We start from the raw sequence: 13,642 nt of genomic DNA on the forward strand, positions 1-13,642 counted from the left end.
TTCAGGTGTAATTAAAATTTTAAGCATTAAGAACGATTCGTCTTCCATTTTGGGAGATTTGTTGTCATGATTATCATAAGTCTATTGTATTTTTAAAAAATTAAATCTTATTTAAGATTGTTTGTTTAATAAAATATTACAAAAAAGATGGTTAAACTCTAAGCATAGTCAACTTAGAAATATACTTCACAATTTAATTAAACCACACTCTACTCTAGCCCGGGAAAGCTCTCAGTTTTCTTTATAAAGGGGACTTAAGGTTCCCTTTTATCTTGAAATTTATTATGATTCATGCTAATCTTGTAAAAATTTGGTAAAAACTTAATTTTCACTAAAAAACATCACCCTACAATCTCCAACTTAGCAAAACGCAGCAGTAATTTTTTAACTCCTCCGTGCTGAAAATTAATTTCGGCTTTAGTATCTGCTCCTGTACCTTCAATTTTTAAAACTTCTCCCGTTCCAAAACGAATATGCTTAACAATATTACCTACGACTAGCTTACTATCAAATAGGTTAGTTTTCGCGTTAGTATCTGTTTTTGAAACTGGTTTTAAATTTTTAGGTGTTGTAACTTGAAACTTTTCAGGTGCTTTCTTTGCACTTCCTTTCTTTAGTACAGCTTGTTTTGCTGGCTTATATCTAATCTTATTAGGTTCTACATCTCCGAAAATATCGGCATCCAACATAGGATTAAAACGACGTTCTTCAATAGGTGTTAGGATCTCTAAGTATTGCTCATCAATTTCTTCAATAAAACGACTTGGTTCAGAATCAACTAATTTTCCCCAACGATATCTTGACAGTGCATAGGTTAAATAAGCTTGCTTTTCAGCACGGGTTAGCGCCACATAAAATAATCGCCTCTCCTCCTCTAGTTCACTACGTGTGTTCATACTCATGGCACTAGGAAACAGATCTTCTTCCAGACCAACAATATACACATACGGAAACTCCAATCCTTTAGCCAAATGTATGGTCATAAGGGCCACATGATCAACATCTCCTTTATCTGCATCTAAATCGGTAGCTAAAGCCACATCTTCCAAAAACTCGGCCAAAGACCCTGTAGTATCAGCTATCTCTTTTTGCCCTTCAACAAAATCTTTCATACCATTTACGAGCTCTTCAATATTTTCCATTCGGGTAACACCTTCTGGCGTGCCATCTTTATTGAATTCTTTTATGAGACCACTAGTTCTGGTAACATGTTCAGCTAGTTCAAATACATCAGCAGTTTGATTCAGTACTTGAAAACTTTCTATTAGGGTTACAAAATTCTGAAGCTTAATCTTAGTACCTGAGTTAATTTTAACATCTGTTTTATCAATGTTTTTCATCACCTCAAACATGGTACGATTATAACCATTGGCTGAAACAATTAATTTATCAACTGTCGTTTGGCCAATACCTCGAGGCGGAAAGTTTATAACACGCTTTAACGCTTCTTCGTCGGCAGGGTTAATAATCAACCTTAAATAAGACAAAACATCTTTTATCTCTTTACGTTGATAAAACGATAACCCTCCATAAATTCTATAAGGAATATCACGCTTACGCAATGCATCTTCAATAGAACGCGATTGTGCATTGGTTCTGTATAAAATAGCAAAATCACTGTTTTTTAACTGATCTTGCATTTTGCTTTCAAAAATAGTGCTCGCCACATAACGCCCTTCATCACTATCTGTTAATGATCGATTTACTTTTATTTTACCGCCTTCATCATTCGCAGTCCAAACAACTTTATCTAGTTTTGTTTGATTTTTATCAATGATTGAATTTGCTGCATTCACAATGTTTTTTGTAGAACGATAATTTTGCTCAAGTCTAAATACCTTCACATCGTCATAATCCTTCTGAAAATTCAAAATATTATTAATGTTAGCACCACGGAAGGCATAAATGCTCTGGGCATCATCACCCACTACACAAATATTTTGAAATTTATCAGATAACGCTCTTACAATTAAATATTGTGAATGGTTAGTATCCTGATACTCATCAACTAAAATATATTTAAAACGGTTTTGGTATTTTGCTAAAACCTCTGGGAATCGGGTTAATAGTTCATTTGTTTTAAGTAGTAAATCATCAAAATCCATAGCGCCAGCCTTGAAACAACGATCTACATATTCTTTATAAATATCTCCCATTCTAGGACGCCTAGCCATCGCATCAGCTTCTTTTAACTCTGGGTTTTGAAAATAAGCACGCACCGTAATTAAACTGTTTTTATACGATGAAATTCTAGAACGTACTTGTTTATACTTATAAATATCTTTATCGAGATTCATTTCTTTAATAATAGACGCAATCAATCTATCTGAATCTTGAGTATCATAAATCGTAAAATTGCTAGGGTATCCTAGCCTATCTGCTTCTATTCTTAAAATTTTGGCAAATACCGAGTGAAACGTACCCATCCATAAATTCTTGGCTTCACTGGCTCCAACAATAGTAGCAATACGCTCTTTCATTTCCCGAGCCGCTTTGTTGGTAAAGGTTAAGGACAAGATATTAAAAGCGTCAATGCCTTTGCTCATCATATAAGCAATGCGATACGTAAGTACTCGTGTTTTTCCAGAACCAGCACCCGCAATAACAATCATAGGCCCGTCAATTTGAATTGTAGGCTCTAATTGCGCTTCATTTAACTGGCTTAAATATTTTTCCAAACTATATAAATTTTACGATGTGAAAATAACCATTGTTATGCTTTTAATTAAAGGGATTTATTAATAATTATAAACAATTAACACTTGCTTATTCTTTTTGAATATCTTTAAGCTTCAAAATCGAAATAAACTATATGAGATTCTTTTTTTTAGCAGTCGCTTTCTTAGGAATATCTAGCTCCTACGGACAGAATAATTTAGAACAACAATTTACAGATATAGAGTCAAAAGTCATTGAATGGCGTCGCCATTTTCATCAAAACCCTGAACTTTCAAACAGAGAATTTAAAACGGCTGAAACTATTGCTAAACATTTAAAATCATTAGGTTTAGAAGTGCAAACTGGAGTCGCTCATACAGGCGTAGTTGCCATTTTAAAAGGAGACTTTCCTGGAAAAGTTGTCGCTTTAAGAGCAGATATTGATGGACTCCCTGTAACTGAGAGAAATGATCTCCCTTTTAAATCTGAAGTAAAAACAACCTTTCTGAATACAGAAACTGGTGTGATGCATGCTTGCGGACATGATACACATACTGCTATCTTAATGGGAGTAGCAGAAATCCTAACAAAGAATAAAGATAAAATTAAAGGTACGGTGAAATTTATTTTTCAACCAGCTGAAGAAGGTCCTCTTCCGGGAGAAGAAGGCGGGGCAAAAATGATGATCAAAGAAGGTGTTTTAGAAAATCCAAAAGTAGATGCTATCTTCGGATTACATATTCGTTCTAACTATGACGTTGGAACGATCCATTATAAAAAAGGAGGCATTATGGCTTCGGTGGAACGCTTCGTTATTAATGTTAAAGGAAAACAAACACATGGTGGTAGACCTTGGCAAGGTGTAGATCCTATTTTAATTTCTGCTAAAATTATTGATGGTTTACAAACTATAATAAGTAGAGAATCAAAACTTGTAGATGAAGCAGCCGTTATTACAGTTGGAAAAATTACGGCTGGTACTCGTTTTAACATCATACCAGAAAGTGCGGAACTTATAGGTACCGTAAGAACTTTAGATCCCAAAATGAAAGCTCATATTGAAAAACGAATGACCGAAATGGCAACAACTTTAGCTAAAGCATATGGAGGCGAAGCTACTATTAGTTTTCAGAATAATACAGCTATTACCTATAATGATTCGGATTTGGTAGACAAAATGCTACCCACTCTACAAAAAGTAGCTGGTATTAAAAATGTACGCTTAAGAAAAGCAACAACTGGAGGAGAAGATTTTTCATATTTCCAAGAAGTCGTTCCAGGGTTTTATTTCTTTTTAGGAGGAATGACTCCAGGTAACAAAGAAGCATTCCCACATCATACACCAGATTTTATGATTGATGAAAGCGGTATGCTTTTAGGTGTAAAAACATTAACTCAAATAGCTTTTGACTTTTTAAATAATTAAAATGAATACTATATTAGATTTTTTATCAAACATTTCCTGGTGGGGTTGGGTTTTAATTGGATTAGCTCTGGTTGCTATACGTGATATTTTTCTTCAAAAGAGCCATACTATTAGCCATAATTTCCCAATTATAGGTCATTTGAGGTATTGGCTAGAAAGTATTGGACCAGAAATGCGCCAATATTTTGTGGCAAATAATAGAGAAGAACTACCTTTTAATCGCATTGAACGTGGTTGGATTTATGCTTCTGCAAAAAAAGAAAATAATTATGAAGGTTTTGGTACCGATAGAGATATTTATGAGCATCAGCACATGTTTATTAATAATGCTATGATGCCTTTTAAAGTTGATAAAGACCATCCAAACAGTATTGACAAAACATTTTTGCCATGTGCTAAAGTTATAGGTGAATTTAATAAACGAAAAAAACCATACCGTCCGGCATCTGTCATTAATGTGTCTGCTATGAGTTTTGGTTCACTTTCTGCCAAAGCCGTAGATTCATTAAACAAAGGTGTTAAAATAGCCGGAGCCTATCATAATACAGGTGAAGGCGGTTTATCACCTTATCATAGGAACGGAGGAGATGTCGTATTCCATTTTGGCACAGGATATTTTGGTGTACGTGCAGAAGACGGTGGATTTTCAATGGAGAAAATGAAGAAATTGGTTAATGACAACCCTTTTATTAGAGCTATTGAAATAAAATTATCCCAGGGAGCAAAACCAGGAAAAGGTGGTGTATTACCAGGAGCAAAAATAACCAAAGAAATTGCTGCAATTCGAGGTGTTGAAGTTGGAAAAGACGTTTTATCCCCTCCTAATCACAAAGCATTTTCCAACGTTCCGGAAATGGTAGATTTTATAGAAGATATCGCTGAAGCTACGGGTTTACCTGTTGGCATAAAAGCAGCTATAGGAAAACTAGAACAATGGAATGAGCTCGCCGATATCATGCTTAAAACAGGTAAAGGTCCGGATTTTATTACTGTAGATGGTGGTGAAGGTGGTACTGGAGCTGCACCTCCTAGCTTTGCAGACCATGTATCACTCCCCTGGGTTTATGGATTTGGCAATCTGTATAAACTTTTTAAACACAAAGGCTTATCAGAACGTGTTGTATTTATTGGTAGTGGGAAATTAGGGTTTCCTGCCAAAGCCGCTATGGCATTTGCCATGGGAGTAGATTGTATTAATGTGGCACGCGAAGCCATGATGAGTATTGGTTGTATCCAGGCACAGGTTTGCCACACCAATAGATGCCCGAGTGGTATTGCCACACAAAGCAAATGGTTGCAAAACGGTATCGATCCGACTTTAAAATCGGAACGATTAGCACAGTATTTTAAAACCTTTAAAAAAGAATTAGTAGAAATTACGCATGCTGCTGGATACGAGCATCCCTGCCAATTTAAAATGAACGATATTGAAATTAATGTAGATGACCATAACCTTTCAAAAGAATTAGACAGAACTTATATGTATGAAAAAACACCTGTGCCATTTAATAGTATGCAGGATTTAAAAGATTGTTTATATTTGGGAGCAAATTATAACAAGAAGTGATTTGAACTTTTTTGATTGAAGTGAAAAATAGCAATTTCATTCCCAAATTAAAGCTTTTTTGAGCTGCATAGCATCGCTACGGAGTAATAAAAAGACAAAATATGGTGATGAAAGGGCATTTTGTAGCCAATTATAAAAAGTCTAAACCTCTTCTATAACCCAAATCGATTAACGTTTTATGGATGCACAAAGAATTTTAGATTTATTTTTATTCGCAATCCCATCATTAATAACTGGTGTCATTGCGTATTATTTTTTTAGAGAGCATACCAAAAATGAAGATGGTCGCAGACGGTTTTTATTAAAAAAAGATTTACAAGTAACAGCGATGCCTTTGCGCTTACAAGCCTATGAGAGAATGGCTTTGTTTTTAGAGCGCATCACACCTTCTAAACTGTTAATTAGAACAACTCCATTAACCTCAAATAAAGAAGATTACGAAGCTTTACTTATACATACTATTGAACAAGAATTTGAACATAACTTATCACAACAAATATATATCAGTGATAAGTGCTGGAGCATTATCACTACAGCAAAAAATGCCACGATTCAACTTATAAGAAAAGCTAATTTGCTTGAGAAAACGGATACAGCGAATAAACTACGAGAAGTTATTTTAACCGAAATGATGGAACGTCATTCGCCTAGTGATGCTGCGCTTTCTTTTATTAAAGAAGAAGTATCAGACTTGTGGTAAATCATCATCAATACGCAACTCGTTTGAGCGGGCTTCACGATATTTTTCTTTTGCATAGTCATACCCCTGTTGCCACCACGAAGTCATCAGCTTTTTATTAAAAATCAATGAGTTTTCAATAAGCTTTGAAGGTGTATAATAAAAATTAAGCTTCACACCTTTATTTTTTGCTGCTAATTTTCCAATGGTAATATCGCTGCGTTCCACTTGATCCAACAGGTGGCTAAACAAATTAATCATTAAAGAAAATGGATTTTTACCCAGCACTTTATTGTACTCCATATTTTCAGACTCTAAAACAACGGCATCAACTTCGGTTGCTCCTCGCAATATAGCTTCTCGAATAGGAATCACGCACCCTAAGCCGCCATCGGCATACTCAAAACCGTTTCTTTTAACTAAAGACATGAATGGAATATAGTTACAGGAAATCCATATCCAATCACAAAACTCATCATAACTAAAATCCTTTATAGATTTATATTCGACTCTGTTTTTAGATAAATTAGATACCGTAACCACAACATCATCTTTAGTTTCTCTAATTACATTATATTCTGCTTCTGTAAAATACTTTTTTATGTGACGTCTTAAGGCTTTACTCTCACCAAAAGTCCGTTTCATTTTTATGAATTGCCAAAGTGTGTTTATAAAATCGATTGAAACAAATTCTCGATTCCCCTTTTTTCGTTGTACAAAAGGATTTACACTAAAAATATTACTTTGGTTAACATTCGTAAAGACTTCTTTGATTTTATCAATTTCACCAGCAGCTAAATGTGGTACCAGCAAACTTCCAGTAGATGTCCCCAAATACATATCATAATCCCTACCTTCTTCTTGTATTAAATACTGAGCGACACCTCCAGCATATGCTCCTTTACTACCTCCTCCAGAAATTACTAGTGCTTTCATTTTTATTATTCTAATTGTAAATATAGTAAGAACGACTATCAATTTTGAAACTAAAAATTCTTTATTTTAAGTATTCCAAGTTTTACATATCTATTTTATGCATTTTGTGGATTGTCTCCTAGTAATTTCAAAACTATAGCTTCTTATTTTTATTGCTAAATGTTTTACATGCCTTGAATTGTGCATTTTGTAGAATAATTTAACATATGTTATTATTAAATAGTGCCTCATTAAAAAGAATATCTATTTTAGTATCAGCTATTAACACAATTATTCTACATGAGGAAGGGTTATTTTCTTACAAATATTTCTTTTTTTATAATCAGTCTTTCATTCTTTGCCTTAAACCATTCTGATTTAAAAAACATAATCAAAAGATACTCATTAAATGAGCACAAAAAAGTCAAAACTTCACTTCCGCCGTCTGCTACTATTTCCGGAACAACGCAGGTTTGTAGAAACGATACACAACCGCAAATAACTTTTACAGGGTCTGGAGGTAACGCACCATACACATTTACCTATAATATTGGAGGTTCTAATTTAATCGTAACATCCACTGGAAATATGGCAACAGTGGATGTAAACACTACCAACGTTGGTTCTTTTACCTATCAACTGGTATCTGTTCGGGATAGTTCCAACGATACGTCATCTGCAAACGGCACAGCAACTGTTACTGTTAGCGAACCTACAGTAGATTTTACTTTTAACAATGACGGTGCCTGCTCAGGAGCTTCTGTGAATTTTACATCAAGTGCCACCGGAGATGGTCCATTTACCTACAGTTGGAGTTTTGGAGATGGAAGTACAAGTACTAACACCAATCCTTCTCATACTTTTACTTCTTTGGGGTGTGGGTTTCAAAATTCCAATGTAACACTCATAGTTACAGATACTAATGGTTGTAGCAATTCCATAACCAAAGCTGTTTCAATTCAGCAAAAACCCAGATTAGAATTTGAGGATATAGACAACGGGTTTGATCCGTTTAATAACTGTGGAAACAATACTACAGATCCATCTTATACTATTAATGTAGGAATAGCAAATGTTTCTTCTTCTTGTATTAACTCCTATGATGTAGACTGGGGGGATGGAAGTCCCGTTGAAACCAATGTTACATTTCCTGCTACACATACTTACACACAGTTAGGTTCTTTTAACATGGACATAACCGGAAGAGGCAGTAATTGCGACAACACGGTTACTTATTTAATAAAAAACTCAAGCAATCCAACTGGTGCCATTGTTAACCCTGGAAACACAGTGAATTTATGTATTCCTGTCTCTCCTATTGACTTTGCCATTGGTTCTTGGGGAGCTAATCCTCCTGATACAGATTACCTAGTTGACTTCGGAGATGGTGTTACTGAAAATTACACACAAACACAATTGGAAAACTCTGTATATTTTAATGCTGCCGATCCTGCAAATTCTCAAGATTTTCCTATCCCTCATATTTATACAGAGTCCAGCTGTCCTAGTAGTTTTACAGTTCTCTTGAATATTACCACGTCATGCGGGCAAACAAATTTAACAGCTGGTCCTATTGTTATTTTAAGAAAACCCGAAGTCAATTTTGAAGCCCCACCTATAAGTTGTATAAATACCACCGTACAATTTAATAACACATCAATAGGAGGATACGGTATCAATTGTAGTACTAACGAAGGTTACTTTTGGGATTTTGGAGATAGCACAACATCCACATTAAGGGATCCTGGCCATGTGTATACAATTCCTGGCACTTACACAGTTTCTTTATATGGTGAAAACTCCTGCGGTATTACAGACACCGTTACAGAAACAATATGCATAGAACCTCAGTTAACTGCTGCCTTCACATTAAATACTAACAATGGTTGTGCTCCACTTGGAATACAAACAACAAATACAACAAACCTGGCATCAAGTTGCGGTGGCGATAGGTATCTTTGGGAAGTTTCTTATACTTCCGGTTTTTGCGGTACCACTCCTGCCACCTGGAATTTCACCAATGGAACTGATGAAAACTCAGTAGCTCCAATAATAAATTTTGTAACTGCCGGAACTTATACATTAACACTTACAACTACAAATGCCTGCGGTAATAGTGTTACTTCAGAAACCATAGAAGTAAAACAACCTCCTACTGCTACAATTAATGCTATTTCGAATTTTTGTGGCTCTGGAAGCATCAACCCAGTAGCCAACGTAGTAAGTTGTGCACCTGCATCTGAAACTTTAACTTATAGCTGGAGTTTCCCCAACGGCTCGCCTGCCAGTTCAAGTACCTTAAACCCTGGTACTATAAACTACCCTAACCCAGGTAACTATCAAGTTACATTTAGTATCACTAGTCGTTGTGGTACTACAACAGACACAGAAAATTTTGTTATTAACCCCATCCCAACAATAACAAATACCAACCTAGCTCAAACCATCTGCTCTGGAACTAATACGAATGAAGTTATTTTAACATCAGATATATCTGGTACAACATACAATTGGACAGCTTCTGCTCCAGCTGGCGTAACAGGATTTATAGCATCTGGCAATACAAATACAATTCCTGTTCAGACTATTTTTAATTCTAATAGTACATCAGAAGATGTTACTTATACCATAACACCTTCTGTTGGTGGTTGCTCTGGAAATTCTGTAAACCTTGTTATAACAGTTGATCCTGCCCCCTCTTTCACCAGCCAACCACAATCAGAAACTATTTGCTTAAATGGCCCCATAAATCAGCTCTCTGTTGCTGTAAATGGTCCTGGATCACCAACATATCAATGGTATAGCAATACTGTTGACAATAACACAACAGGAACCATTATAACGGGCGAAATGTCAGCAACGTACACACCTGCGAATAATCCAGTTGGAGTAACCTTTTATTACTGCGTTGTATCCTTTACATCTGGTTCTGGGTGTAATGAAATAACCTCCGATACAGCTCGTGTTGAAATTGTAAATGGTATTCAAATTGATACAAATCCTATAGTTAGTCAAAACATTTGTATTGGTGGTGATATAAATACTGTATTATCTGTTGGTCATTCCGGTGGTACCGGAGTTATTACATACCAATGGTATTCTAATGCTATCAATTCCACTATGGGTGGTACTATTGTTGCAGGAGCGACTAATTCCAGTTACACTCCACCTACCTTTAATGTCTCAGGAAATTACTATTATTATGTAATTATAACCCCAAATGGAAGTGGTTGTAGCCCTATAACTAGTAATACCTCTGAAGTTATTGTAGTAGACGACCCTATTATTACAACCCAACCCATAACATCTCAAACTTTATGCGAAAGTACCGTTCCTCAAAACTTACAAGTAGATGTTAATGGAGGGTCTGGAACCACATATAATTATCAATGGTATAGCAATACTACTAACAGTACCTCTGGAGGTACTTTGATCGCCGGAGCCACTAATAATATCTTTACTCCACCAACAAACACGGTAGGTACATTATATTATTATAGTATCATTACACAACCAGATCCAGGCTGTAGTGTTGTTAGCAATACTTCAACAGTTACTGTTAATCAAGCACCTTCATTTTCATCGCATCCCTTGTCCGAAACTATTTGCTCCGGTGAGACTTTCAATATGCTATCAGTCACTTATTCTAATGGTGTTGGTACACCCACTTATCAATGGTATTCAAACACGGTAGACAATAACACAACAGGAAGTATTTTAAGCGGAGAGATTGCTTCTACCTATAGCCCGCCCTCAGGGTCTATTGGTACAGTCTTTTATTATGCAATCATCACATTTTCTTCTGGCGGGTGTACTCAAATTACATCGCAAACAGCAGAACTCACAGTCAATCAAACTCCGAATATTTCAGATACATCATTAACCATCTGTAGCGGTATTAACTTTAATATCATTCCCGATTCCAATGGTGGAGATACGGTCCCTGTCGGAACTCAATATACCTGGACAACTCCTGTAATAAATCCAGCAGGTTCCATAACCGGAACCTCTAATCAAATCACTCCACAAAACAATATTAGCCAGACACCAATAAATAATACAGCTAATCCAGCTACAGTAACTTATACAGTAACTCCTATATCTGGTAATTGTGCTGGAACAGATTTTACTATTACCGTTACGGTTAACCCTTCAATCAGCATTACCAGAAACCTAACTAATAGCAGGTGTTATCTTTCTAATACGGGAACCATTGAAATAACTATTAGTGGAGGTATTCCTTTTACAACAGGACCCCCGTATCAAATATCGTGGACAGGTCCTAATGGATATACCAATTCCAATGAAGATATTTCTAATTTAGAACCTGGTAATTATACTATAACTATAAATGATGAAGGCGGCTGTCCATTTACAGATACATTTACCATTCTGGAACCTGAAGAACTTATTTTCAGCTCTATTAGTTTTGATCCAGAGACTATTTCCTGTTTCGGTGCTGATGATGGCTCTATAAATATTGATATTTATGGAGGAACTACACCTTATACATATAACTGGACACGAAACGGAAGTTCTTTTTCTAATATAGAAGATTTATCAAACCTAGGTCCTGGAGACTATCAAATTACTGTTACTGATACAAACAATTGCACACCTATAGTTCGAAATTTTCAGATTATTGAGCCTCCTGCATTGGATGTAAGCCTAGTAAATCAAGTTGATATTATTTGTTTTGGTGATGCTACGGGTGCTATTAATATTAACACTATAGGAGGAAGACAAATTGAGATATCTCCTGGAGTTTTCGATTATTCTTATTCATGGACAGGACCAAGTGGGTACACAAGCAACCTTCAAAATCTGTCAGGGTTATTTGCTGGAACATACAATTTAACTGTAACCGATAAATCTGGTTGTTCAGATACATTACAGGTCATTTTAGATCAATCTGATGAAATTATTATAGATTATTCTACGACCGAAATTGAATGCTATGGTGATAACAATGCTTCTATAACTATTGATAATATTTCTGGTGGCAACCCTCCGTATACTACAGAGTGGAGTACTCTTGGTTCCGGACCTGTTCAAAACAATTTATCTGCTGGCACTTACATTATTACAATTACAGATAGTACAAATTGTGAAAAACAAGCTACTGTAGTTATTGATGAAGCTCCAGAGTTTTCAATCAACCCAACAGTAGCAAATGTATCTTGTTACGGAGAGAATGACGCCAGTATAGCCTTGAACCTAGTTGGTGGAATGACTCCACTAACACTTGCCTGGAATGATGATGCTTCTGCTGGTGTAGAACGAAACAATTTAAGCCCAGGAACTTATTCTGTAACCATTACAGATGCCACCCCTTGTATTATAACGGAAACCTTTATTATTTCAGAGCCAGATCCATTAGAGTTATTTGCTGTTACAACAGATGCTTTAGATTGTGATAATGCTAATAGCGGAGCTATTAGTTTAACAGTAATAGGAGGTACACTTCCGCTAAGCTATTCGTGGTCTAACGGTGAAATCACCGAGGATTTAGACACTATTCCTCCTGGCACTTATTCAGTTACGATTACTGATGTCAATGGATGTGAAATATCGGATAACTGGACAGTTAATAGGTTTGATCCGCTTACCATTGAAGTTGATACTATTACTGATTTTGATTGTATCACTCGAAATGTAGAGCAAACTTTTATCGCCAGGGTTACAGGAGGCATTCCCCCCTATCAAATAAGTTGGTCTAGCGGAACCGTTAGTGGTGCTAATAATGAAATCATGAATACCGATCAGGACGGTTTAGCAATTGTTAGTGTTATTGACAGTTTTGGATGCTCAACAAACTTTTCACATAATGTAGATATTCCAGTTCTTGGTGATGCAGGTTTTGAACTAAATTCCATTGGCTATACCTCTTTCGGGATATATTCAAAGAAAGATCCTATTCAATTTACGAATACCGCTATAGGCGATTATATTTCTGTTCTTTGGGATTTTGGAGATGGTAATTTTTCTAGTGAAGAAAACCCTCTACATACTTATACTACCGAGGGAGATTATATCATTACACAAACTGTAACCTATCCTTTTGGCTGTGTTTATGAAAAAATCATCACACTATCAATTGAAAAGGGATATAGACTTATAATGCCTAATGCTTTCACTCCTAATAACGATAATATAAATGATTTTTTCAATCCTTCGTTTGTTGGATTAAATAATATGGTTTTAGACATTTATGACACCTGGGGAAGTTTAATTTATTCTGAAAAAGGAGACGATATTGATGGCTGGAACGGTAAAATAAATGATGCTAATGCAGAAAACGGTAATTATTACTTTAAATTTTCCGCTAAGACTTTTTATGGAGAAACCATTACAAAAGAAGGGCCCGTTGTATTAATTAAGTAGATGTATCAAAACA

General features: G+C 35.7%; 6 protein-coding genes. 4 read left to right on the forward strand and 2 right to left on the reverse strand.

What is annotated here, in order from left to right:
• Nucleotides 1-341: 341 nt before the first annotated feature.
• Nucleotides 342-2,678 (reverse strand): ATP-dependent helicase, encoded by a 2,337-nt coding sequence (locus EM932_RS04380; RefSeq protein ID WP_135875884.1) that lies wholly within the window; start codon nucleotides 2,676-2,678, stop codon nucleotides 342-344.
• A 134-nt stretch (nucleotides 2,679-2,812) separates the two neighbouring features.
• Here EM932_RS04380 and EM932_RS04385 point away from each other — a divergent pair, with 134 nt between their 5' ends.
• The 3 genes from EM932_RS04385 to EM932_RS04395 all read left to right on the forward strand — a co-directional run bounded on the left by EM932_RS04385 (nucleotide 2,813) and on the right by EM932_RS04395 (nucleotide 6,351).
• Nucleotides 2,813-4,084, forward strand: coding sequence for an amidohydrolase (locus EM932_RS04385; RefSeq protein ID WP_135875887.1), 1,272 nt, complete (start codon nucleotides 2,813-2,815; stop codon nucleotides 4,082-4,084).
• A 1-nt stretch (nucleotide 4,085) separates the two neighbouring features.
• On the forward strand, nucleotides 4,086-5,651 hold the full coding sequence (locus EM932_RS04390) for an FMN-binding glutamate synthase family protein (RefSeq protein WP_135875889.1): 1,566 nt from the start codon (nucleotides 4,086-4,088) through the stop codon (nucleotides 5,649-5,651).
• A 178-nt stretch (nucleotides 5,652-5,829) separates the two neighbouring features.
• On the forward strand, nucleotides 5,830-6,351 hold the full coding sequence (locus EM932_RS04395) for a DUF7935 family protein (protein WP_135875891.1): 522 nt from the start codon (nucleotides 5,830-5,832) through the stop codon (nucleotides 6,349-6,351).
• Here the strand turns inward: EM932_RS04395 and EM932_RS04400 are convergent.
• Entirely contained in the window at nucleotides 6,337-7,266 is a 930-nt protein-coding gene (locus EM932_RS04400; RefSeq protein ID WP_135875893.1) for a patatin-like phospholipase family protein, read from the reverse strand. The two genes, EM932_RS04395 and EM932_RS04400, sit on opposite strands and share 15 nt — an antisense overlap.
• A gap of 279 nt (nucleotides 7,267-7,545) precedes the next feature.
• Here EM932_RS04400 and EM932_RS04405 point away from each other — a divergent pair, with 279 nt between their 5' ends.
• Entirely contained in the window at nucleotides 7,546-13,629 is a 6,084-nt protein-coding gene (locus EM932_RS04405) for a PKD domain-containing protein (RefSeq protein ID WP_135875895.1), read from the forward strand.
• Nucleotides 13,630-13,642 lie beyond the last annotated feature (13 nt).

The sequence above is a fragment of the Flavivirga rizhaonensis genome (assembly GCF_004791695.1).
In the GTDB taxonomy this organism is placed as follows: domain Bacteria; phylum Bacteroidota; class Bacteroidia; order Flavobacteriales; family Flavobacteriaceae; genus Flavivirga; species Flavivirga rizhaonensis.